Genomic DNA, 23,290 nt, shown 5'->3' on the forward strand with positions numbered 1-23,290 from the left:
GCTGAGAAGTAGCTGAGCAAGAGACCAGAGAAGGGAGCGGGGAGTCAAAAACACCCTCAGCTCAACCGGCCAAATGAGCCAGGGATCCCCAACAAAAGCCTAAGTCCCTCTCCCAGAATCCCTGGCGGATCCAGTGGTGCCGGCAAAAATTGGCCGCCGCGATAGTCCAATAGCTGCACCAGCAGCAAGTAGCCCACCCCCAGAGTAATGGCCAGGATTCCTGTAACAATGGCTACCCACTTCGGCCTTTCCACGCCGGGCCTCCTCGGTCAACCGCCGAACTTGACTTTATCCTATGATGCCCGAAACCCCTAGCGAGGCGGGATCAAGACGGTGTCGATGACGTGGATGATGCCGTTGGAAGCTTGAATATCCGCGGCGATCACGTTGGCGTTGTTGATGCGAATCCGTCCGCCCTCAAGAAGCGTGACGGTGACGGGGGATCCCTGCAAAGTCGTTACCTGCTGGCCGGATCTGAGGGCACTGGAAGGAGCCAAGCCAGGAACCACGTGGTAAGTGAGAATGCGCACCAGCTCTGCCCGGTTCTCAGGTCGCAGCAAAGATTCCACCGTGCCAGGGGGCAAAGCGGCAAAAGCAGCATTGGTGGGAGCGAATACCGTGAAGGGACCTTCCCGCTGCAAAGTCCCCACCAAGCCCGCTGCCTGCAGGGCCGTCACCAAGGTACTGAAGTCGGGGTTGGCGGCGGCAACGGCGACGAGGTTGGGCAGCGGCGTAGGGCTGGGAGAGAGAGTTGGGGTAGGCGTCGGCGGGGCAATGGCCGTATCGCTGCTGGAACTGGCACAGCCTACCAAGGCTAAGCAAGCAGCCGCCGTCAGCCCAAGGGTGAGGGCTTTGTAGTTCATAACAAAAGTTAATACTCTAAAACATCTGTCATCATCTTAGGGGTAGCAGCCGCTCTCGCACGGTTAGCTGTAGAGCAGAGCAGGGATCGCCTTCGCGCAGAAGTGGCTGCGATAAAGTTCGGTATCCTGGGGGTGTGATTGCTGGAGAGGAGAAAGGCCATGAACGGGATCCCGTCGTGGTTGCGGCAACTCCGCCGCTGGCTGCCCTGGGTTGCTCTGCTTCTCGTTCTGGTCTTGATCGGCTACTGGGTGGGTCCTCGGCCCAGACCCTACCCCCAAGAGCCGGAGCTGCCCACCCTGGCCCCTCTGCCGCAGCACCCCCGTATCCGGGTGGTGTTCAACCAAAGCCGCGAGAGCACCTATCGGGATCCCTATCGCCAGATCCGCCGCTACGGCTACAACCTGGAAGAGTTGATCATTTCCCAGATTCGCTCCGCTCGGCAGTCGGTGGATATTGCCGTGCAGGAGCTGAACCTACCCCTGATTGCCCAGGCTCTGGTGGAGCGGCGGCAGGCGGGGATCCCTGTGCGTTTTATTACTGAAAACACCTACGTGCGAGCCTGGCACCAGCTCACCCCTGCCGAAGTGCGGGCGCTGGACGAGCGCAGCCGTCGCAAGTTCGAGGAGTACCGCAACCTGGTGGATGTGAACCGCGATGGACGGTTTTCGGCTGAGGAGGTCGCCACGCGGGATGTGTACGCCTTGCTGGATGGAGGCCAGGTGCCCTGGCTGGATGATACCGCCGATGGCTCCAAGGGCAGCGGCCTGATGCACCACAAATTTGTGGTGATCGACGGGCAGAAAGTCTTGACCGGATCGGCCAATTTCACGCTCTCTGATATTCACGGGGACTTTGATGCGCCTGGCAGTGTCGGCAATGCCAACCATCTGCTGCTGCTGGACAGCCCGGAGCTGGCCCGCCTCTACACCGAGGAATTCGATCTCATGTGGGGCGATGGTCCTGGCGGCCTGCCCGATAGCCGCTTCGGCGTGCAGAAGCTCAAGCGTCCCCTGGAAACGGTGTACCTTGGCGATGCCATTGTGGGGGTTCACTTTTCTCCTGCCAGCCGCTCCTTGCCCTATGAAGCCACCTCCAACGGCATCATCGCCGCCGCCCTGGCCCAAGCCCGGCGACAGGTGGATCTGGCTCTGTTCGTCTTTACGGATCCGGGCATTGCCAACCAGCTCAGGCAACTGCGCCAGGAGCGTAACGTGGAGATCCGCGGGGTGTTCGATCCCGGCTTTGCCTTCCGCGACTACAGCCGCACCCTGGAGATGTGGGGGCTGTTGCTCCCCGACGAAAAGTGCCAGGTGGAGGCGGCGCGCCTGCCCTGGACGCTGCCGGCCCAGTCTGTAGGCATACCCAACCTCGCCCCCGGCGATAAGCTGCACCATAAGTTTGCCATCATCGATCCCGGCACTCCTCAGGCCACGGTGATCACCGGATCCAACAACTGGTCGGTCTCGGCCAACCACCTCAACGACGAAAACTTCCTGATCATCCGCAATAGCCGAGTGGTGGATCACTTTGTGCGGGAGTTCGACCGGCTCATTGCCGATGCCCGCTTTGGCCCCAGCCGCCGCCTGCAACAACAGGCAGAAGAGGGATCCCGTCGCTGCCCCAACCCCGTCCCCGTTGCCGCTTCCTTGCCTGAACCGGAGCCGGAGCTGCTGGAAGTCGAGGTCGTTCTTCCTCCTGAGGCGGGATCCCCTTCCCCGTCGGTTGCTTTTCCGGTGGCGTCTCCTGGGGGATCCCCTCGCGTTAACCTGAATACGGCCACGGCGGCGGAGCTGGAACAGTTGCCCGGCATTGGCCCCGCCCTGGCGCAGCGCATTATCGAGGCCCGCCCCTTCTCCTCTTTGGAGGATCTGCAACGGGTCAATGGCATTGGCCCAGCCCGGATTGAGCAACTGCGGGATCGGGTAACCTGGTAGGAGTTAGCCCCCTCTTGGTCAGGTTGAGGGCGCGGAGTGCTTTCGGAAGTTCATCCCAGAGCAGCTCCTAAAGGGCCTCTCCCCTCGAATAAACCCCAAATTAAACCCCAAATATAGTCATTTCAGTTCAAACCAGGACACTGCACCCACGCCTAAAATGTTGGTCGCATCAGCGTTGCAGAGCAATAATGCAGGGGGCCAAAAGGCTTTTCAAGGACTCCGTCCCGCTGGCGCGATCAATGGCCCAGGTGTCTCACCCTAATCTGAAACGACTATAAATCAGGGATGCATAAGTCTATTCAGAAAGCTCCAGAAACGCTCCCATGCGGCGAAACTTTTGGTAGCGCTCCTCGCGCAATTCTCGCCCGCTCAGGCTAGAAAGTTCCTTGAGATGCCTGAGAAGAGCCTCTTTGAGGGTTTGAGCAGCTTCCAAGGGCGCGCGGTGGGCGCCGCCAACCGGCTCTGGCAGGATCTCGTCGATCACCTCCAGTTGCAGCAGGTCTTGGGCGGTAATGCGCAGGGCTGCCGCCGCTTGGGGAGCCTTCTTGGCATCCTTCCAGAGAATAGCCGCGCAGCCTTCCGGCGAGATCACGGAGTAGACGGCGTGCTCGAACATCAGGATGCGGTTGCCCACCCCAATGGCCAAGGCTCCGCCCGATCCCCCTTCGCCGATGACAGTGCAGATGATGGGGATCTCCAGCCGGAAAAGGGTCTGCAGGTTGGTGGCAATGGCCTCTCCTTGGCCCTCGGCTTCCGCCTTAACGCCTGGGTAAGCCCCCGGCGTATCGATGAAGGTGAGCAGGGGCAGGCCGAAGCGGTGGGCATGTTCCATTAGCCGCAGGGCTTTGCGGTAGCCGGCAGGATTGGGCATCCCAAAGTTGCGGTGGATGTTGTCTTTGGTGTCGCGACCCTTTTGGTGGCCGAGGATCATCACCGGCTGATCCCCCAGCTTGGCCAACCCGCCCACAATGGCTGGATCGTCCTGGCCGTGGCGATCCCCGTGCAGCTCAAACCAGTCGTCACAGATGGTCTGTACGTAATCCAGGGTGGTGGGGCGGCGGGGGTGACGGGCCACCTGGAGCCGTTCTACTGGCGTGAGCTGGCTGAAGATCTCGCGGCGCAGCTCTTCGGCTTTGGCTTCCAATTGGCGAATCTGCTCAGAAGCATCGATGTCGTTTTCTTCTGCCAAGGCCCGAATTTCTTGAATTCGTTGCTCCAGGGCGGCAACAGGCTGCTCAAACTCCAGCAGCAGGCGGTCGGTGGACTTGGTCATGACCGGTTGGCTAAATTTCGGGAGCGTGCTGTGACCGGCAGAGGCTGCACAGATTTCGGGGTCAGGCTTTGATCTTCTCACATGTAGATCCCGTAGGCTAGAGGGAGCAATCCCCCTACTGCCCAAGAGGGATCCCTTGTCTGCTTCTGTCTCTTCTCCCCCTTCACCCCTTCCCCCCTGGCTGCGCTGGGGGGTGGTGGGATCCGTCGTCCTGGCCATTGCAGGGGGCGCCTTTTGGCACTACGGGCGGCCCGAGCGGCAAATCCGGGCCCACACCCAGAGATTGCTGCGGGCGGTGGAGCAGCGCAACTGGGATCAGGTGGAGATGTTGGTATCTGAGGCCTATAGCGATGGTTGGGGCCTGAACAAGCAGCGGGCGCTGGCCTACAGCCGCGAGATCTTCGGCCAATTTTTTCGCTTGCGCCTCCAACCCCAAGCGCTGCAGGTGCAGCTCGACCTAGGGGATCCCAGTCGCCAAGGACGGGCCACCCTCTGGTTTGTTATCGAGGGCTCCGGCGGCCCCTTGGCCAACCTGACGCGAGATCAGGTGAACGCCTTGGAGCAACCCTTCCAATTGAATTGGCAGCGACGGGGTGGGGAGCCCTTTCGCTGGGAGCTAACCCGCGTGGAGAATCCAGAGCTGCAACTGCCCCTTCTCCCTTCTCAAGAACAGGCAGGCCAGAGATGAGGGTCGAACACCAACAGGGGGAGCTGACCTTCAACTGGCGGGATCCACTGCACAATACCCCTTTGGCGGGCCTGAGCTGCATAGCGGCTGGGGAGGGCTGCAACTGGGAGGATGTCAGGCGGCGCAGGCTGCCGAGTGAGGGCGTTTCCCAGGTATTGGCCAAGTCGGATGGGCCGGGCCTGCCCTAGGTCAGACTCCAGTGGACTGACCTCCCCACAGCTCTTGCAGATAAGCCTGGCAGCGGCGCAGCAGTTGCCGACTCTCTTCAAAACTGATCTGCTCCAAGGCTTCGGGGTAGGAGCACCAGCGGTAGGCGGCCACCTCCTCTGGTTGCACCTGTAGCTCAGGGGGAGGAAATTGGGGCGGCAGCAAGGCCACGTAGTAGGTAACGGTTTTGGCCACTCGGTTCCCCTCTGGATCCGTAAAGGTGTAGGCTTCCTGCAGCGTCAAAGGGTCAGACTGGCCGGGCAGGGTCAGAAGCTGGTAGTCGGTCAAGCCGGTTTCCTCTCGCAATTCTCGCTGCGCCGCCTCCAGGTCGCTTTCGGAGCTATCCTTGTGCCCTTTTGGGAAAGCCCAATGCCCCTTCTGGTGCTGGATGAGCAGATACAAATGAGAAGAGCCCAGTCTGGGAGCTTCCTGGGCGGGTGGGTGGGGCAGGATGGGGATCACCCCATAGGCAGCATCTATCAGCATTGGGGAGCTAATCTCCAAAGAGTTTGATGGCTGGCGGCTTAGGAGCGAAGACCTCGTTGGGATCCACCTGCGGGCGCTCTACCCCCTGCAGGGGCGAGAGGGGGCGACCGGTGTCGAATTGGAAGAGATAGATGGGCAACTGGCCATTCCCCAGAGGCAAAAGAGCTAAAGTATCGATTTGGGTCAGGGCGTTGCGGCTGGTGGGTCGGGTTAGGTTGAAAGCAACGATTCGGTCTTCCAAGGAATTGTCCGGGCTGGAGCGCCGGCCCAGGCCAATGCTGAACTGCTGGTTGCCCTGCTCATCCACTCCCAAGGCCCGCACATCTCCCAACTCCGCTTGAGGAGCGCTCCCCGGCAGGCCGGCTACCACCGGCGGCGCATCCACCGGCGGCTGCGAAGGCAAAAAGCGCAACTGCGTCCCTTCTGGCAAAATGCGGTAGTCCTGGTAGTCATGCTGGATGGACAGGGATCCCCTGAACACGCGGCGGTTCAGGCCCTCCAGGGTCCAAAAGCCATAGCCCAAATTGATGCGGGTGCTCTCCGGCAGCCAGTAGCGCTCCCCTCCCTCGGGAGCTGGCACCGCCGTAAACCCCATCAGGACATAGGCCTGCCCCCACACCCCCGACAAAAACAGCAACACCTGCCGCGGCAGCCCCGACTGCGGATCCAGCCACAGCTCCCGCAACTGGCCTTCCTGAATGGGCTCTAGGCGCAAGTGCTGGACAGGGGATCCAGCCAAATCCACCCGTTCTGAGGAGAGGACGCGGTAGCGGCTGGGATCCGCCTTCAAGTAAAAGCTCACCGAGGGCAAGAGGGCTTCCGGTCGGCTCACATACACCGAGTACAGCTGCAGCAGATCCGACTGGTTCACCACTTCCAATTGGCGCGAATCCAAGAGGCGGATGCGATCCCCTTCGGCTACCCAAGCCTGCCAACTGCCGTCGCGGCGGTAGAGCACATCCAACGTGGCTGTGAAGGTTTGGGATCCCTCTACCCGCACCTGCTGGCGATATTGCAAGTTGGGCAAAGGGGGCAATTGCTCTAGAGCGGCGTTGTAGCGCTCCAGCCAAGCTTGGGGATCCTGCTTAGGGCTGGCAAGAGAAGAGGGAGCCGATTGGGCCACGGCTGGATCCCCTGACGGCAGACCGACCAGTCCCGTTGCCAGGAACACCACCCCGCCGAGATAGCCCCAGCCTCGAAGGGATCCCTGCCACTTCCTAAATTGGGAGGGTTCAGGGAACATCAGCTCACCTCGCAACACCGCTCTTGCTGCCCTTCTTGCCACTGCTTCTGCCGGGATCGGAGCGCTTCCCACGACCGTGAGTAACCCTTTGGAAGGGATCCCTACTCTCTGCCCGCCGATTGAGTACGCCTATGTACGCCTATTCAATGGAAATGGATTGGGGGCCGTCGGAGCGACCGGAAGGCGGGGGCTCCTCCACCCTCAGCCCCTGGGACTCCAGCCAACTGCGCAGCGGATCTTGCTTCACATCCAAACGCAGCAGGCCGCTGAGAAAACCGCCACAGAACGGAACAGGATTGCTCAGAAAGGTCTTCCAGACCTCATTCATCTCCATAGCCGCAACACCAACCACCCCCCCAATCCTAGCAAGGCCGGCAGGTGGGGATCCCCTCCCTTGGCTAGACGGCAATCAACTTCTCTCGGTTTATGTTCTGCAGCACACTAAAAATGCTGTTGCCAATGCGCTGGAACTCTTTACTGCTTTTGTCGGCAAAGTGCAATACCCAAGGAAGCCTACAGGCTTGAAAACCACTGGCGGGATGAAGCTGGGAGAGATGGTAAGTTTGTATAGCCAGAACTTCCAAAGGAGTGTTGCCGTGTTCATGGACAACTCGCAGCGGTCTTGCGCTGCCAATTGGCACCGAGGACTTCTTAATGGGCTGGCTTGTTACGAGCATAAATGACCTTCGTTCATGGTCAAAAATGACAGTGCCCATTGCAGCGTCTCTATAGCTTCCTTTTTCCTCTCTTCCCATTCTGACTGTGCCACTTTTGCGCACTCCAACAATATCCGCAGCAATCTTTTCTTTTCTTAGTTCCTCAATTGTTTTATCAAATTCGCCTCTTTGAACTAAGCCATCCCTCATCAAAAGAACCTTTCTAGGGTAGCGATGAAATTTGTTGTAGAATCTATTGACGAGCTTGGACACGGTTTGATAAATTGCCTCGCCGGAAAAAGTTTCTCCTCTTTGTATATCGGGCAACTCCCAGCCTAAGCTTTGACCATTTGCCAGTACCGCGAAGGCAGAGGTTCCGTAGTAAAGCTCTCGATTCGTCCCCACATCAAAACCAATGGTAAGCTCGGAGCACTCAGGATGATCGAGGGGTTCAAGCAACACGGGTTGCCACGCAGCTTTACACAGAAGTCCTAGTACGACATTTAGAGCTTTGTAGGGGTCAGCTCCAGGAATCATAAACTGAGTTGCTATTCCTGCTCGAAGTGCTTGCAAGCGGATCTTTTGCTTGTGCTCATTAGGCGACAAGGGCATGACAACCAGAACGGTTTTGATCCCTTTGTCGGCCCAGCTTTGCCAAAACCTCTGTTGAGCAAGGTCGCCTTCAGGCAAATCTTGACGGGTTGCGTAAAAGTCTATTTCAACTCTTGCTCCGCTCTTTTTAGCTACTTCAAGTAGGCACTTGCGAACCTCAGTAGGATACTCACGTTTATTATCGTCAAGATTTAGAAGTCCAAACTTTGTCTCGCCAACTCTTGCACATCCTTGGTACCTAACTCTCGCGGGGTTTTGGACTTGTCTATGACCAAACCCCAATAGCCTTGGCCTTGGCATAATGTATCCTTCTGCTTTTAGGGGATCAGCCTGAAAGTCAGAAATATTGTAGACATTTTCTATAATAGTTTTTGCGGTCTCTTTAGACTCTTTCAATCTCTCTTCTAAACTTTTTCTGATGTGCTCGCTAACCAAGGAGCTAACTTTTTTGCCAGTCCATCTTTGATCTTCTATACTTGCTAGCATCTCCAAAGTTAAAACAGGCGACAGTCTCCGCGATAGATGAAGGATAGGCTCTGCCTTTTGTCTGAAATTGCGTTCTCTCGAGACCACTTGAACCACCAGAGAGCCATCAACTTCTTCTGGAGTTGCTCCGTACTTCTGTACATGATAATCCGCTAAGCTAGTGTTTAGCTCCGCTAACCATACTTCCCTTGGCGACTGATTGGAAATAATGCCTCGATACTCCCAAGTTGGGTATTTATTATTTTTTGTCCTGTATGTGTTTCGTACAATTTCAATTGAGACATCTGGGTAATTTTCCAGCCACTCATGCAGCGTCCATGGGCTGTAGAAATGGTATCGGATGTCGATCTCTAGATAGAGCTTCTTATCTTGTCTAATAACAACGTCTAGCTCTCTTCCTCTGTGAACCTCCCACCCATCTCCGCAAAGTGGTTTTACTCCTTCCGAGTCCTCAATCCGTTCTACTCCTTCCAGACCCGTAACCCACCAGATCAATCCTCCTCCTGTTGATCGCTCAATCTCTGTTCTTTTGTACTTAGATCTTAGACTCCAATCTAGTTTCTTGCGCTCGAAAGTTTCTAGAGCCTGTCTCTCTGTAGGGTCTGTACAATCTAGAGCCTTAGAACCAAGCTCTTCCAACTCCCATTCCTCTGTTTTGAGTTTACTGGCCGGAACTTTTTCTCGGGTTATGATGCGATTTCCCAGACGAACAGCCATTACACCTAGCTGATTACAAATCTTGGAGAGAGCCCTCTGCTCCTCTCCTAGATCTGGAAGAGGGTTTGGCCTGCAACTATACTCATAGAAGGTGAGCTCTTCTTGAGTTAGCTCCTTGACGAAGAAGCGATTAAGAGTAACCTCAACTTTCTTCTGGAGTAAATTCATTGGCAGACTCTAGTTTCAAGTTTCTCTCTAGGATCTCTAGGATAAGCTCTAATTCTCCTGCTCTTCACGAGGGATCTCCAAACAACCCTGGCGGAGCCAAATCTCTGCTGATCGCCTCCGCCTGAAACCGACCGCTCATGCCCACCACCTGCCACTCGGCGCTGCGATTTCCCTGGCGGAAGCGCAGCCGTCGGGCTCGCAACGGCACCACTTCTACAGCTTCTACCAGAAATTGTTGGTATTCGCCCAAATAGTCTCGGTAATCCGGGGGCAAGTCAGCGCTGCTGTTGATTTGAATCCAAAACACCCGTCCTGCTTCGTTGCCATAGGCGCGGATTTGTTCCTGGCCGCGGTATTGCTCCACCCCGCGCAGCCGCTGTCGTCCCACCTGCACAGACTCAGCCCACTCCGGCAAGGGATCCCCTAAGCTCACGGCCCACCCTGGCCCACCTAGCCCCAACCAACACAACAACAGCAGTCCCCAAACCCAAGGCCATCTGCGCGGCGTGCTGTTCCCGGTTTTCAAGGCTCGACCGAACATGGCAAGTTTTTCTCCGCAATTGAACCCAACGTTAACGTTTGGGATGGTTCAAAACAACTTTGTCTCAACGCACGCGAAAGCCGATCCGCCCGCCCTCAACATCGAAGGCAACGTCGATATTGAAAAACAGCGGCATGCCCAACAGTTGCACCCCCTGGTTGCCGTTGACGAAAATCCGATCTCGACTGGGCGTAATGGGAAAGCCAACCCGAATGCGGTAGTCAAAAGCCCCCTCCAGCACAGCTCGCCATTCAGCGCCGGGGGGCAAGGTCGAGGTGGAGAAAGGAGCTGCCCCCAACAGCCTGACATTGAGAAAAATGTCGGAAGAACCACTGTCAAAAACGGTGGGGCTGAGGGCATTTTGAATGGAAGTGTTGCTAATGCTGTAGGCCACTTGCAAAGCCTCATCCCGCCAGATGGGTGTGCCATCGGGAAAGCTTCCCACCTGGGGAAACTGCCGGAAATTGAAGCCGGCGGTGTTGGCAGCCGTTAGGCCAACCGTGAACAGGCCCTGGGTGGAGTTGAAGCCCCCCGTTTGGATCATGTACCCAGAGCGAAAATTGCCCGGAAGACGGGTGAGCGGGCTAAACAGCTCCCGGTTGGGGCTGCGCTCATCCAAGGACGTGCCTAGGATCCCGGCGAAGGGCCGCCCTTCTCCAAACAAGTTCTCTGAACAACTGGCCACCAGGGCGTCCACACAGGTGATCCGGTCGATCAACTGAATTGTTACCGGCTCTCGACTGGGGATCCCTCCTATGCTGAAGGGGGCGCGGGCCAACACGCCGATAAATTGCGTGCCATCTCCAAACGTCACGGTGGAAGGGATCCCCGTCCGCTCCAGGCCAAAGCGACCTGCTGCTGTCGCTATGATGCGCAAACCTGCCGAGCCGGTATCCAGTAACACCTCAGCTCCGCTCCCGGCCACCCCCACTGTCAGGCCCAGGAGCTTGAAGCGGCTGTTGCCCAGGGTACGCACCGGCATGGGAATCGACTCGGTTCCCGGTTGAGGTGGGAGAGGGATCAACGCAGGGGGGGAAGCCACAGATTCCCCCTGGCCAGAACAGCCGGCACCGAGCAGCAGCAAGGCCAAGATCCCAACTAGGGCGATTGCCATTCCCCAAGGGCTGTGCCAAGCCCACCCAGACCGTGGCTCATCCTTTGGGCCCGACCTCGCCTGCATTGAATACCCACACTGAATTAAAAGGAGCCTAGCCCGGTTGCAACCGGTAAACAGCACGCTCAAACCTGGGGGATTTGGATCCCGGCCAAAGACAGTGTACACAAAGCTGGCTGAGGGAGAGTGCGCAATAGCGCTGTCAACTGTGGAGTTGTGGGGCTGGATGGGCTGCAGCCTACAGCATTAGCTCCGCCTGCCAATCGACCACTTTTTGGAAGCGAAAAGCGCCCGCCAGGGCTCCCCAAACCTGCTGGTGGGTGATGGGATCCATCCCTCGGTCATGGCTGCAAAACTCGCTCTCGCTCAGGTGCAAGGTGGTCTGCAGATAAGTGGTTTGGCCGTTGCGCACCACGCAACACCGGCACCCCGGCTCCGTCACGCCGACAAAGAGGGATCCCTGCCTCTTCACCTGCACATCACACCCCTCTAGATAGGCTAGGTCGGCAGCCTGCAGTTGACTCAGTTGGTCTGCCCTCTCCCGAGCACAGCCCCGCCACCGCTGCGGCTCCAAAGGGCGATAGTTGCGAATCAGGATCCCAGCGCTTGCCTGAGTCAATTCCACCACCGCCTGCCGATAGGGATCTTCCAAATGGCCACTGTAGGCTTGCTCCACATAAAAGCCGATCCCGCCCAAAACGTGGGCCGGCAAGGGGCGGTAGGCCACCCGGATCTGGGCAAAAAACGGTGGATTTTCCCAGGCTTGCTCTTGGTTGCTGAAGTCTCCTGCAAGCCAACGCGCCATCTGCAGCAGCTCTGGGGAAGGAGTGCGATCCAACCCAATAGGCATAAGCGGGCATCCAGAACTTCTGTAAAAGGTGTGTACCGAAAATCTTAGGGAATCAAGTGTTAAATTATGTATCCTTTATGAGAATGTTCGCTCTGACACTGAAATGGCTCCCTTCCAAGCCGCAAAGCCGCGATTGAGGCTGACATCTTTCTTCACATTGTAAAGCTAGGTCAAGAAACGTTCTCTTTTGTAAAAAACTGCCGCTACGAAAGATAGGGAGCATTGGCCGGGATCCCAGATGGGAAACAGATTGAAAACCGATCTAAGCCTTTTTGCGCGAGGTAAAGCCGATTTACATTTTTTGATTTCATCGCTTCTTGCCTTCGCGGTAGAAAAAGACTGGAAACAAGGCGAGCCAACTTCTTCTCGTCTGCCAGTTGAGGTTGCCAGCAGCGGCTGAGGCTTCTTGTCCAAGTCCGATCCCTTGGATGAAGGCCTGGATCTGGGAGCGAGCTTCGCTTGCTCATCTTGGTTCTATCGGCTTTGATCCCGTCGGCGGTTCTGTGAGTTAAACAGCACCTCTCGGCACTGGGGATCCAAGCGGTGTTGCATTCCTGGCCGGCAGGTGCTCTCTTGTCCGCTGCAGGGAATGTGGATTCATAACCTCTTTTACTTTCGCTAGGGAGATTCAAAACCATGAACGATGTATTTGGCAAAGTTGTTGCCCAAGCTGACTCCAAAGGCGCTTTTTTGGGAGAGAACGAGTTTGCCGCTCTCCAGCAGGTAATTGCTGAGGGGAACAAGCGTTTGGATGCTGTGAACCGCCTCACCAGCAATGCCTCCAAGATCGTGACCGATGCCATCCGTCAGTTGTTTGCCGAGGAGCCCAATTTGAACGCTCCCGGTGGCCCTGCCTACCCCAGTCGTAACGTAGCCGCCTGTATGCGGGACATGGACATTATTCTCCGCTACATCACCTACGCCGTGGCAGCCGGAGATGCCAGTGTGCTGAACGAGCGCTGCTTGAACGGCCTGCGGGAAACCTATCAAGCCTTGGGCACCCCCGGTAGCTCGGTGGCCAACGGCATCCAAAAGATGAAAAAGGCTGCGGTGGCGGTGGTAAACGACCCCAACGGCATCACCCGGGGGGACTGCAGCGCTCTGATTGCCGAAATCGAATCCTACTTCGATCGCGCTGCTGCCGCTGTGGTTTGATCCCTTGTGGACTGAAGTTTCTGTTGTGTCCGGATCCAGTTGTGAAGACCTCTCTGGGATCTAAGACAACTCGGGTTGGCAGGGGATCCCTAGAAAAGCAACTTTTTTTGCAGCGATTTTGCAGTTGAGACTTTGCAGCTTTGGCCTTGTTCTTTGCATTGAGCTTGAGTTAAGTAAAGGAGCGTTTTGAATCATGCAAACCCCAATTGTTGACGCCATCGCCACTGCCGACAGCCAAGGGCGCTACCTGAGCAACAGCGAATTGCAGGCCATCAATGGCCGTTTTCAGCGGGCTGCCGCCAGCATGGAAGCCGCCCGAGTTCTGAGCAGCCGTGCCGACGAGCTGGTGCGCGGTGCCACCGAAGCCGTTTACGCCAAGTTCCCCTACACCACCCAACCCGGTGGGCAGTGCCACACCCAAGCCGGCAAAGACAAGTGCGCCCGCGACGTGCGCCACTACCTGCGCTACATCACCTACTGCTTGGTAGCCGGTGGCACCGGTCCTCTGGACGAGTATCAGTTGGCCGGGATCCGCGAAATCAACGCCGCTTTTGAGCTCTCCCCCAGTTGGTTCATCGAAGCCCTGCGCTACATCAAAGCCAACCACGGCCTGACCGGGCAAGCGGCCACCGAGGCCAACACCTACATCGACTACGCCATCAACGCGCTCAGCTAAACCCTTGGCTTGGGATCCCTCTAAAAGGGCGACGCCGGCTAGCCAGTTGGCTCATCCCATAAACCAGGGGGGATGGCGAGGGAAGGTTGTTGAGGGCAACGGTGGTGAGCCTGCTACGTTGCGGAGAGATACGTTTGACCACGTGGGTTTGCGGATCAGTCTCCCCAATAGGAAGGCGCCACTGTTGCTCTTCTGCAGCTTGGGGCTGCCGATTTTTGATTTCTAATTTTAGTTTTCGATTTCTACAGTCGTTTCAGGCTAGGGTGAGACGCCTGGGCTATTGATCGCGCCAGCGGGACGGAGTCCTTGAAAAGCCTTTTGGCCCCCTGCATTATTGCTCCGCAACGCCGACGCGACGACGCAACCAACACTTTAGGTGTGGGTGCAATGTCCTAGCTTGAATCGAAATGACCCTAAACGCAAGCTTGTTCTCAATCTGTGTCCATTCAGTTCAATCGGGGGAATTAGCATGAGTGCAATCACAGCGGCAAGCCGGATGGGGATCCGGGGCATTACGGAGACCACCCCACTGGAGTTGCGCCCCAACGCCAGCCAGGATCAGCTCAATGCGGTGCTGCGGGCCATCTACCGTCAGGTGCTGGGCAACGACCATTTGTTTGGGGCCGATAGGAAGGAGCTAGCCAGTGCGGAATCGCTGCTGCGCCAGGGCAGCCTGACGGTGCGGGAGTTTGTGCGATGGATCGCCAAGTCCGAAGCCTACAAAAAGCGGTTTTTCTACCCCAACTCGCAAACCCGGGCCATCGAGCTCAATTTCAAGCATCTGCTGGGACGCGCTCCCACCAGCCCCAAAGACATCGCCCGCCATTTGGACATCTACCAATCTGGCGGCCACAGCGCGGAGATCGATTCCTACATCGACAGCCCAGAATACCTAGAAGCTTTTGGAGACAACATCGTCCCCTACCCGCGTGGGTTTGAATACCGCAAGGCCCATTCCACCCGCGACTTTACCAATCTCTTCGCCCTCTACGGGGGCTACGCCAACAACGACCGCTCCCAAGGGCCCAGACCCCGTCTGATGATGCCTTTGGCCACCGGGTTTACCCCGGCCATTCGCCGCATTGGGGTGCGGGGGCTGCTGCCGCCCAGCCCCATTTCCAAACACCTGGGGCCGCCAACGGGCCAGTCGGATCGCATGTTCTGTGTGGAAGTGACCCGGCTGCTGAATCCGCCTTCGGCGCTGGCCACTTCCAGCCGAGTGCGCAAATCCAACCAGCAGATTTTCGTCTCTGCCGATCAACTGTCGGCAACAATGCAGCGGTTGCTCAAATCGGGCGCCAAGATCGTCAGTGTCCGCAGCGCTTAATCCCTTCTCGGTGTCCTCTCCGTTGTCGATTCCATGACCACTGCTGTTCCTCTGGATCCCGATCCATCGGTGGATCTCACCCCGGCTGGACAAATCGCCAAGCTGCGCCACGGGGATCCGGGGGAACGCTACTATGCCGCTTGGTGGCTGGGGCGCATGCGCATTGCCGAAGGGATCCCGGCCCTGATCGAGGCCCTGGCCGATGAAACGGATCGCACCGCCCAAGGGGGATATCCGCTGCGGCGCAATGCTGCTCGTGCTTTGGGTAAACTGGGATCCCTCGCCGGGATCCCTCCCCTGAAGGCGGCTTTGTCTTGCTCCGATGGCCAAGTGGTGGCAGCCGCTGCCCAGGCACTGGTTGAGATTGCCTTTGCCAACAACCTCCATAGGGATCCCGACGAAGTGGAAAAGCTGGGATCCGCTTTGCTGGAAGGGCTGCGCCGTGTGGAGCAAGGACTGCAGACGGAAGCCCAAGCCGCCCTAGAAGCCATTGTCGAGGCTCTTGGACAACTGCAGGTGGCTGCTGCCCTGGAGCCAATTCGTCCTTACCTAGAGCACACTTCCATTCGCTTGCAATGTGCGGCGGCGCGGGCCTGCTATCGTCTCACTGGGGATCCGACTTTTGCTCAGCGCCTGCTGTCGGTGTTGAATCACCACAACATCCATCTGCGGCGGGCTGCCCTTTTGGATTTGGGGGCCAGTGGCTATTTGCCGGCAGCACAGGCTATTGCGGCGGCGGCGGTGGAGGCCAACCTTAAGCTTCTTGCCCTCAAACAGTTGGTGGAGATCAACCTGGAACAACATCAAAGGATCCCCGGTGCTGAGCTGCAGCAGGTGCTCCGGCTGATCGACGAGCTGCTGTGAGCGGTGGTGCTTCTGGGCCCTTGCTGTTCACATTAGCGGGACGGAGTCCTTTGCAACTGACCTATCAAGGCATTGCCCATGAGTTTGTGCATCCCTCTGCAGCGATTCAAAGCCGTCAGAATCTGTCCGCTCGGCACCAGGGTTGGGCTCCGTGGCTGTAGCACTGCCTCAGTCTTTTGCCTTCCCGTATCGAGGTGCCGCCCTCAGTTTTGGAGCAAGGGCAACAGCAAGGATCCCTGAGGTGCAAGGGATCCCCTCAAGTTTCCTCTCGGAAGCACTTCATGACCTTGGTCGAGGAAACCCATCGGCGGAACCTGCTGCACCGGCTGCAGGAGCGCATCCGTTCTGCTCAAGCCCGTGGGGATGAGCATCTGTTGCAGCAACTGGAACAGGAACGGCAACTGTTGGCCTGACAAGCTCGCTGCCTGCCCAAGGGATCCAGCTAATGCCCGACAATTGCCCAGAAGGGTTCGATATTCCCGATAATGGGAAGCGGCTCCTGGGATTCAAAGAGGGATCCGGGATCAGTTTGTTGTTGAGGCAGTGGTTGGGGTGCAGGACACAAGGTAATGGAGGAGTCTGCCACTCAGGAAGAGATCCCTGGGGGATCTCCTTCAGCAGGGCCATCCCGTTCGTTGATGTCGGTGGCGGGCTTGGTGGCCGGGGCGACCTTGCTCAGTAAGGGCATAGGCTTTATTCGCCAAGCTTTGATTGCAGCAGTGTATGGCTCGGGGCCGGAGTACAGCGCCTTCGGGGTAGCCTACATCCTGCCCGGTTTTCTGTTGATTCTGCTGGGAGGGATCAACGGCCCTTTTCACAGCGCCATCGTCAGTGTCCTCAAAAAGCAGCGGGATCGGGACAGGGAGGATGCGGCTGCCTGGCTGGAATCCATTTCCACCTTGGTAGGCTGCCTGCTCCTGCTGGTCAGCTTGGGCCTTTGGTGGGGAGCGGACTGGGTGGTGCGCCTGAATGCGCCGGGAGCCAGCCCCGAAGTCCATGCTCTGGCCGCTGCGCAACTGCGGATCATGGCCCCTTTGGCCTTGCTCTCGGGGTGGATTGGCATCGGCTTTGGAGCGCTGAATGCTGCCGAACACTACGCCTTGCCTGCCCTTAGCCCGCTGATCTCCAGCTTGGCGGTGATCGGGATCCTGGTCACGCTGGGATGGACGGGGATCCCAACTTTGCTGGCCTGGGGCGTGCTCATCGGGGCCATTGCCCAATGGTTGGCCCAAGTTCCGCTCCAGATGCGGTTAGGGCTGGGGCGACCGCGCCTGCGCTTTGAGTGGGGATCCCCGCAGGTACGGGCGGTGGGCTTGCTGATGTTGCCGGCGGTGATCTCCTCCGGGATGATCCACATCAATGTTTATGTGGATCTGTTTTTTGCCTCTTTCGTACCTGGGGATCGCACCATCGGCAACTTGGGATATGCCCAGCTTCTGGTACAAACGCCGCTGGGGATCCTCTCCAACATGGTGCTGGTGCCCTTGATGCCTCTCTATGCCCAGTTGGCAGGGGATGGATCCCGTTGGCCGGAGCTGCGCCAGCGTATCCGTCAAGGGCTGATGCTTACGGCAATTGTGACCCTGCCCCTGTCGATGCTGTTGGTGGCTTTGGCCGAGCCCATTGTCCAAGTGGCCTACCAGCGGGGGCGCTTTACGCCGGAGGTGACACAAGAGGTGGCAGCCCTGCTCATGGCCTATGGTCTGGGGATGACCGGTTACCTGCTGCGGGATGTGCTGGTGCGGATCTTCTATGCCCTGGAGGATGGGGCTACGCCTCTGCGCATCAGCAGCATGGCCATTGGCCTGAATGCCCTACTGGACTTTCTATTTTTGCAGGCTTTTGGAGCGCCGGGCATTGCCCTGGCCACCGCCGGCGTCAACCTGATAGCCGTGATCGGACTGGGGATCCGCCTCCACCAGCGCCTGCCAGGGATCCCTTGGCGGGAGATGGGACAAGCCCTACTGCCATTGCTGGGGAGCACCGTCCTGGCCGGGGGACTGAGCCATTGGCTGTGGACCCAACTGCGCTCCTACGAGATTGTGGGGTCTCCCCTGCTCACCGCCATCATTTGGGCCGGGCTGGCCGCGGGTTTAGGTCTAAGCTTGTTCGCCGCCGGAGCTCTCTACCTGCGGATCCCAGAAGTGGAGTGGGTAGCAGCCCAACTGCGGAAACGGGTAGGACGCCGGGGGAGCAAGTTGGCAAGCCGGAACTAGCTGATGGCTTCCAGGTAATCCCGCACCCGGTTGCGCCGCTTCGGCTGACGCAGCTTCTGCAGGGCTTTGGCCTCAATTTGCCGCACCCGCTCTCGCGACAGATCCAAGGCGCGACCGATTTCCGCCAGCGAATAGGTGCGCCCATCCCCCAAGCCGAAACGCATGCGGATCACATCCCGCTCGCGGCTGGTGAGATCCGAGAGCAACTGCTGTAGATCGCGATGCAGGGCTTCCCGCATCATGGTCTCTTCTGGAGAAATGTCGTCAGTTTCCAGCAAATCCCCCAGTTCGGTGTCCTTGTCTTTGCCCACCTTGGTTTCCAGAGAAACCGAGCGGGGCACCCGTACCAACAGCTCGCGTACTTGAGGCGGCGTCATCTCCAACTCGGAGGCGATGTCTTCGATGGTGGGGGTGCGGCCCTTTTCCTGGGAGAGCTTGCGCTGCGCTTTTTTGATCTTGTTCAGCTTCTCGGTGATGTGAACGGGCAGGCGGATGGTGCGGCTTTGGGTGGCAATGGCGCGGGTAATGCCCTGCCGGATCCACCAGTAGGCGTAGGTGCTGAAGCGGTAGCCCTTTTTTGGGTCGAACTTTTCCACCGCCCGCTCCAGGCCCAGCGTACCCTCTTGGATCAGATCCAGCAGCTCCAAGCCGCGGTTTTGGTATTTTTTCGCCACCGACACCACCAGGCGCAGGTTGGCCTTGATCATGTGCTCTTTGGCACGCTTGCCAATTCGCTGAACCTGCTGCAGCTTTTCAGGGGTCAGTTGCGCCCACTCGGGGTACTGGTTGGCCTTGGCCACCCATTCCGCAAGAGTGGGATCCCGTCCCAACTCTTTCTGCAAACGCAGACGCAAATCCAAGAGCTTCATGTAGTCTTGGACTTTTTGGGCCAGGGCCACCTCTTCATCGCGCCCCAAAAGAGGAACACGACCGATCTCCTGTAAATAGAGGCGCACCAGATCGGTGGAGCGGCGGGTTGGCTCCTCTTCCAGAAACTCGCCATCGGCCAGATCCACCTCTGCTTCTTCGGCAGCATCGAGGAGATCGGCGGGGCCATCCAACAAAATGTCGTTGAGTTCAGGTTCGTAGTTAGACATGTAGGGTGTTGCTGATGTAGCGACAGGGGTGGACAGTCCGGTGGGCTGAGAGAGGGATAGTAAACGATGTGGAGCGGGTTAAGCTTAAGTGTTCCCCTTTGCTCAACGCCTTGCGGCATTCGGAGGAAAATCACACATTGACCTCTTCCTCAACCCGACCTCATGCCCATACCCCATAGGGAAAGGCTGAAGTAGCAGCTGAGGGGTCACACGGAGAGCGTGAGCCCCTTATCATAACTTAATTATAGTTGCATTTCTCAGCCCAGAGACATGAGAGCCAGCGTAGGATCCCCCCAGTTCAACCGTCACCGCCACTGCGAAAAAGCGTATTGCCCTCAGGGTGAACCCAGCAGCTCGTCCTTGGGGGAAGTAACCCATCCATCCTAGAGGGTCTAAACTTCAAAGGTAGCGTGTAAATTGCTTTGCCTATTCCAATCTATTCGATTCTATTCGATGAACTGTTCCCATTCACCTATCCCACCCAGCTGTGGGGGAGCCAGACTCCCCGAACAGGTCAACCCCCTTCCTCTGGGCGGACTGGGCTCTGCTCAGGCACTTGGGTTGGCCATAGCCCCGCTGACGGGGGAAAAGGTTTCAACCTTGGCGTTGACGACTCTATTGGCCATCGGTCTATTCTTTTTTCTGCGAGCTGCGGGCAAGGATCGCGTGGAGAGTCGCCTCTACTTTAGCAGTCGCAGCCTGGAAGAAATGGGATCCGCTCTACGGGAGCACTTGGAAAGGCGTGGCTATCGTCTCCAGTCCGCCGATGCCGAGGGGATCGCCACCTTTGCAGGGCAGGGTCAGGCTAGCGTGGGGCTGGCCCTTTTTTTGACGGGGCTGGCGGGGACGGGACTGGCCTGTTTGGCCTTGGTGCTGCAGACCCTTGAGCCGGGGTGGGGAGCTTGGCCCTGGATGGTGGTGCTGGCTTCTCCTTGGGCGGGTTGGTACTACCGGCAGCGCAACCAACGCCCGGAACAAATCCGCCTGAAACTGCAGGAAGCCGACGAGGACTCCGTCCCGCTCCCCTTCTGTGGACAGCACGGTTCCCCCACAGCACCAACGCGAACGGCCCCTGGATCCCATCTGTGGGTGGAGGGGCATCGGGATGAGCTGGATGGGCTGGCTGCAGCCCTGAGGTTGCAAGAACGGGATCCCGACAGGGGTAGGGGAGTCTAAGGCCAATCGGGAAAGAGAGGCGCTGGGATCAAAGACAGTTGATCCCCAACGGCAGGGTCGGGGATCCCATTGGGAGCGGGCTCTTTTTTGGAGTTCTTTTGGGCGAGGCGGCTTTTCCCTTGGTTTCTCAAGCCCAGGCCGATGCGGCTGTGTTTTTCCACCAAGGCCAGCACCTGTTCGGCTCGCTGGATTACCGGCTGCGGCAGGCCAGCCATGCGCCCCACCTCAATGCCATAGGAGCGATCTGCCCCCCCAGGCTGTACCTGGTGCAGGAAGACAATGCGATCCGGCAGCTCTTTGACCACCACCTGAAAGTTGGCCACGTTGGGCAGCAAGGTCTCCAGTTGGTTGAGCTCGTGGTAGTGGGTGGCAAAGACCGTACGGGCGCGCACCTGAGTGGCCAGGTATTCCGCCACCGCCCAGGCAATGGAAAGGCCATCGAAGGTAGCGGTGCCTCGGCCAATCTCGTCCAGCAGCACCAAGGAGCGCTCGCCGGCGTGGTTGAGGATGTTGGCGGTCTCGTTCATTTCCACCATGAAGGTGGACTGGCCGGTAGCCAGATCGTCCACAGCGCCAATGCGGGTAAATACGCGGTCGCAGAGGCCCAACTCTGCCCGCCGCGCGGGGACAAAGCTGCCCATCTGGGCCAGGATTTGGATGAGCCCAATTTGCCGCAGGTAAGTGGACTTGCCGGACATGTTGGGCCCGGTGAGGACGATCAAATCGGGGCCGTGGGGGGATCCCAGTTGCACCGAATTGGGCACGAAGAGGCCCTGGGGCAGGGATTTTTCCACCACCGGGTGGCGACCCTCCTCGATGATCAGCCGGCGGTCTTCGGTGATTACGGGACGGGTGTATCCCTGCTGCACGGCCACTTCCGCCAGGCCAAACAGGGCATCGACAGCAGCCAGGGTCTGGGCCACTTGGCGGATGGCTTCGGCCCGGGATCCTGCCTCTTGGCGCAACTGCACAAACAGCTCGTATTCCCGCTGGTTGATGTCGGTCTGGGCGGTGAGAATGCGGGCCTCTTTTTCTTTCAGCTCAGGGGTAATGAAGCGCTCTTCGTTAGTCAGGGTTTGCTTGCGGATGTACTCTTTGGGGACTTGGTGGGCCTTGGCGCGGCTGATGCTGAGGTAGTAGCCGAAGGCCTTGTTGAAGCCCACCTTGAGAGTGGGGATCCCGGTGCGGTCGCGCTCGCTTTTTTCCAACTGGGCAACCCACTGGCGGTCTTGCTCCACCTGCTGCCGCAGCCTGTCCAGCTCGGGATCCACGCCGGCTCGGATGAGGCCCCCCTCGGTGAGCACAGGGGGAGGGGAGGGCAGGAGGGTGTGCTCGATGCGTTGGCCCAGCTCAACCAGGGCGGGATCCACCTGTTGCAGGCTTTGCAAGAGGGGAGTCTTGGCTTCCTCCACCAGCTCGGCCAACTGGGGCAGTTTGCCCAAGGAGGATCCCAGGGCCACCAGCTCGCGCGGGTTGGCGGTGCCCGATCCGACGCGGTTGGCCAGCCGCTCCAGGTCGTACAGAGAGTCCAGAAGGGATCCCAGGCGGGCCCGCAGAGAAGGGTTTTCCAAAAGCTCTTGGATGGTGTCTTGGCGAAGGCGAATTTGCTCCGAATCCCGCAAAGGCTGCAGCAACCAGCGCCGCAAAGTGCGCCCCCCCATGGCTGTACGGCTGTGATCCAGCACCCAGAGCAGGGATCCCACAAAAGCCCCCTCTCGGATGGTCTGGGTGAGCTCCAAGTTACGCCGGGTTTGGGCATCCAAGATGAGGTAGTCCGTGAGCTGGTAGGTGCGCGGGGGAGGCAGGAGCGGGTGGCCTCCCTGGGGAGAAGGCTGCAGCAGGGTCTTTGGTGCTACGCACCGCTGAGGCGAATGGGTTTCTTCTAAGTAGTGCAAAAGCCCTCCCGCTGCTCGCACCGCCAGAGGCAATCCCTCACAGCCCAATCCTTCCAGAGAGCGCAGGCCGTAGGTTTGCATGAGGTTCTCCCGCGCCACCGCCAGTTCAAAAGGTTCGGCTGGGCGCAGGGTATAGGCGTATTGGTTGGGGAGACCCAGGGGCTTCTGGGGATCCCCTGGACGGATGAGGCCTAGTCCCAGCCCCTCCTCGGTGGGCAGCAAAACCTCTGCCGGCTGCAGCCGGGCCAGTTCCTGCTCCAGTTGCTCTTGCCCCTCGCTCTGACACACCCAGAACTCGCCGGTGGAGATATCCGCATAGGCTAGGCCCCAGCGGCAGGGAGCCTGCTTCGATCCTTTGAGCCGCACGACGGCTGCCAGGTAGTTGTTTTGCCGCGCCTGCAGCAGCTCCTCTTCGAGGACGGTGCCAGGGGTGATCACCCGCGTCACTTCCCGCCGCACCAAGCCCTTGGCCTGATCTGCCGGCTCCATCTGGTCGCAGACGGCCAGGGCATAGCCTTTGGCCACCAACTGGGCGGCATAGCGGTCAAAGGCGTGGTAAGGGATCCCGCACATGGGCACCCGCCCTATGGCCCCTGCTTCCCGCCCGGTGAGCACCAGCTCCAGCTCCCGCGACACCACTTGCGCATCCTGGAAAAACATCTCGTAGAAATCCCCCAGGCGGTAGAGCAAGATGGCGTGGGGATACTGCCGCTTCAGCTCTACGTAGTGCTGCATCATGGGGGTGAGGAGGGTGGGATCCACCTCTAAGGCATCCCAAGTAGGCTCGGCGGAAGAACTCATGGCATCAAAACGTGGGCAAGCAATGGGCTGAAGGTTCGGAGTCTAGCCAACTCGGGCCGACCAGCTTGGGCCATTCTAGATCCAGGTCTAGATGAAGTTTGAGACGTTTCCCCAGCCCTTCTCCCCTGATTCCCATTTCGCGGTTGGTTGCCATGACCTCGCTCAGGGTAGTTGGATCCCCCCTGAGGTAAGTCTGAATGGCTGGGCAGAGGCGCTGCCCGGTCTTGTCCAAAAGCCCTGAAGC

23 protein-coding genes are annotated in these 23,290 nt (G+C 58.5%); 11 read left to right on the plus strand and 12 right to left on the minus strand.

The features are described from left to right. Window positions 1-56 precede the first annotated feature (56 nt). Both ACVWXZ_RS07930 and ACVWXZ_RS07935 read right to left on the minus strand, forming a co-directional pair. Entirely contained in the window at window positions 57-254 is a 198-nt protein-coding gene (locus ACVWXZ_RS07930) for a hypothetical protein (protein ID WP_414356846.1), read from the minus strand. Between the two features lie 57 nt (window positions 255-311). Then, window positions 312-863: a fasciclin domain-containing protein gene (locus ACVWXZ_RS07935; protein ID WP_011434299.1), complete on the minus strand. Its 552-nt coding sequence runs from the start codon at window positions 861-863 to the stop codon at window positions 312-314. A 159-nt stretch (window positions 864-1,022) separates the two neighbouring features. Between ACVWXZ_RS07935 and ACVWXZ_RS07940 the strand changes: the two genes are divergently transcribed. Next, window positions 1,023-2,798 carry a phospholipase D-like domain-containing protein gene (locus tag ACVWXZ_RS07940; protein ID WP_457403892.1) on the plus strand — a complete coding sequence of 592 codons (1,776 nt, stop codon included), beginning with the start codon at window positions 1,023-1,025 and terminating at the stop codon, window positions 2,796-2,798. 295 nt (window positions 2,799-3,093) lie between these two features. Here the strand turns inward: ACVWXZ_RS07940 and ACVWXZ_RS07945 are convergent, their stop codons facing one another. Continuing rightward, a complete protein-coding gene (locus ACVWXZ_RS07945; RefSeq protein WP_414399575.1) occupies window positions 3,094-4,071 on the minus strand; it encodes an acetyl-CoA carboxylase carboxyltransferase subunit alpha in 978 nt (325 codons plus the stop codon). A gap of 136 nt (window positions 4,072-4,207) precedes the next feature. Here ACVWXZ_RS07945 and ACVWXZ_RS07950 point away from each other — a divergent pair, with 136 nt between their 5' ends. Together ACVWXZ_RS07950 and ACVWXZ_RS07955 are read left to right on the plus strand one after the other, a co-directional pair. Then, window positions 4,208-4,759 carry a hypothetical protein gene (locus ACVWXZ_RS07950; RefSeq protein WP_457482363.1) on the plus strand — a complete coding sequence of 184 codons (552 nt, stop codon included), beginning with the start codon at window positions 4,208-4,210 and terminating at the stop codon, window positions 4,757-4,759. After that, a complete protein-coding gene (locus ACVWXZ_RS07955; RefSeq protein ID WP_457403893.1) occupies window positions 4,756-4,947 on the plus strand; it encodes a hypothetical protein in 192 nt (63 codons plus the stop codon). The genes ACVWXZ_RS07950 and ACVWXZ_RS07955 overlap by 4 nt, the downstream gene beginning before the upstream one ends. A gap of 1 nt (window position 4,948) precedes the next feature. Here ACVWXZ_RS07955 and ACVWXZ_RS07960 read toward each other — a convergent pair whose 3' ends face one another. From ACVWXZ_RS07960 to ACVWXZ_RS07990, 7 genes are all read right to left on the minus strand, one after another. Then, complete coding sequence (locus tag ACVWXZ_RS07960; protein WP_414383232.1) at window positions 4,949-5,452, minus strand: bis(5'-nucleosyl)-tetraphosphatase; 504 nt, start codon at window positions 5,450-5,452, stop codon at window positions 4,949-4,951. A 7-nt stretch (window positions 5,453-5,459) separates the two neighbouring features. Further along, window positions 5,460-6,767 carry a hypothetical protein gene (locus ACVWXZ_RS07965; protein WP_457482364.1) on the minus strand — a complete coding sequence of 436 codons (1,308 nt, stop codon included), beginning with the start codon at window positions 6,765-6,767 and terminating at the stop codon, window positions 5,460-5,462. A 67-nt stretch (window positions 6,768-6,834) separates the two neighbouring features. After that, window positions 6,835-7,047: a hypothetical protein gene (locus ACVWXZ_RS07970; RefSeq protein WP_238376814.1), complete on the minus strand. Its 213-nt coding sequence runs from the start codon at window positions 7,045-7,047 to the stop codon at window positions 6,835-6,837. Between the two features lie 46 nt (window positions 7,048-7,093). After that, window positions 7,094-9,166, minus strand: coding sequence for an argonaute PAZ domain-containing protein (locus ACVWXZ_RS07975; RefSeq protein ID WP_457482365.1), 2,073 nt, complete (start codon window positions 9,164-9,166; stop codon window positions 7,094-7,096). Between the two features lie 232 nt (window positions 9,167-9,398). Next, window positions 9,399-9,875 carry a hypothetical protein gene (locus tag ACVWXZ_RS07980; RefSeq protein ID WP_414374281.1) on the minus strand — a complete coding sequence of 159 codons (477 nt, stop codon included), beginning with the start codon at window positions 9,873-9,875 and terminating at the stop codon, window positions 9,399-9,401. Between the two features lie 64 nt (window positions 9,876-9,939). Beyond that, the gene (locus ACVWXZ_RS07985) at window positions 9,940-10,917 is read right to left on the minus strand and encodes a hypothetical protein (RefSeq protein WP_457440112.1); all 978 of its coding nucleotides are present in this window, start codon (window positions 10,915-10,917) and stop codon (window positions 9,940-9,942) included. Window positions 10,918-11,227: 310 nt separating this feature from the next. Then, entirely contained in the window at window positions 11,228-11,839 is a 612-nt protein-coding gene (locus tag ACVWXZ_RS07990; protein WP_457440114.1) for a chromophore lyase CpcT/CpeT, read from the minus strand. A 238-nt stretch (window positions 11,840-12,077) separates the two neighbouring features. On the opposite strand from ACVWXZ_RS07990, the gene ACVWXZ_RS07995 reads away from it, so the two are divergent. From ACVWXZ_RS07995 to murJ, 7 genes are all read left to right on the plus strand, one after another. After that, window positions 12,078-12,239: a hypothetical protein gene (locus ACVWXZ_RS07995; protein WP_187147243.1), complete on the plus strand. Its 162-nt coding sequence runs from the start codon at window positions 12,078-12,080 to the stop codon at window positions 12,237-12,239. A gap of 236 nt (window positions 12,240-12,475) precedes the next feature. Beyond that, the gene (locus tag ACVWXZ_RS08000) at window positions 12,476-12,994 is read left to right on the plus strand and encodes a globin family protein (protein ID WP_011434282.1); all 519 of its coding nucleotides are present in this window, start codon (window positions 12,476-12,478) and stop codon (window positions 12,992-12,994) included. A gap of 193 nt (window positions 12,995-13,187) precedes the next feature. Then, the gene (locus ACVWXZ_RS08005) at window positions 13,188-13,670 is read left to right on the plus strand and encodes a globin family protein (RefSeq protein ID WP_011434281.1); all 483 of its coding nucleotides are present in this window, start codon (window positions 13,188-13,190) and stop codon (window positions 13,668-13,670) included. Between the two features lie 469 nt (window positions 13,671-14,139). Beyond that, complete coding sequence (locus ACVWXZ_RS08010; protein ID WP_414332161.1) at window positions 14,140-14,997, plus strand: phycobilisome rod-core linker polypeptide; 858 nt, start codon at window positions 14,140-14,142, stop codon at window positions 14,995-14,997. A 33-nt stretch (window positions 14,998-15,030) separates the two neighbouring features. Beyond that, window positions 15,031-15,861, plus strand: a complete 831-nt coding sequence (locus tag ACVWXZ_RS08015; RefSeq protein WP_457482366.1) for a HEAT repeat domain-containing protein — start codon at window positions 15,031-15,033, stop codon at window positions 15,859-15,861. A 176-nt stretch (window positions 15,862-16,037) separates the two neighbouring features. After that, window positions 16,038-16,274 carry a hypothetical protein gene (locus ACVWXZ_RS08020; protein WP_414383247.1) on the plus strand — a complete coding sequence of 79 codons (237 nt, stop codon included), beginning with the start codon at window positions 16,038-16,040 and terminating at the stop codon, window positions 16,272-16,274. A gap of 156 nt (window positions 16,275-16,430) precedes the next feature. Continuing rightward, on the plus strand, window positions 16,431-18,077 hold the full coding sequence (gene murJ, locus ACVWXZ_RS08025) for a murein biosynthesis integral membrane protein MurJ (protein WP_457482367.1): 1,647 nt from the start codon (window positions 16,431-16,433) through the stop codon (window positions 18,075-18,077). On the opposite strand, the gene sigC is transcribed toward murJ, so the two are convergent. Beyond that, on the minus strand, window positions 18,074-19,174 hold the full coding sequence (gene sigC / locus ACVWXZ_RS08030; protein WP_414374965.1) for an RNA polymerase sigma factor SigC: 1,101 nt from the start codon (window positions 19,172-19,174) through the stop codon (window positions 18,074-18,076). The genes murJ and sigC overlap by 4 nt on opposite strands. A gap of 561 nt (window positions 19,175-19,735) precedes the next feature. Between sigC and ACVWXZ_RS08035 the strand changes: the two genes are divergently transcribed. Then, window positions 19,736-20,350: a cofactor assembly of complex C subunit B gene (locus ACVWXZ_RS08035; RefSeq protein ID WP_457482368.1), complete on the plus strand. Its 615-nt coding sequence runs from the start codon at window positions 19,736-19,738 to the stop codon at window positions 20,348-20,350. Here ACVWXZ_RS08035 and mutS read toward each other — a convergent pair. Next, on the minus strand, window positions 20,347-23,046 hold the full coding sequence (gene mutS, locus ACVWXZ_RS08040) for a DNA mismatch repair protein MutS (RefSeq protein ID WP_457440121.1): 2,700 nt from the start codon (window positions 23,044-23,046) through the stop codon (window positions 20,347-20,349). The two genes, ACVWXZ_RS08035 and mutS, sit on opposite strands and share 4 nt — an antisense overlap. Window positions 23,047-23,290: the final 244 nt, after the last annotated feature.

This window comes from Thermostichus sp. MS-CIW-38 (assembly GCF_054058415.1).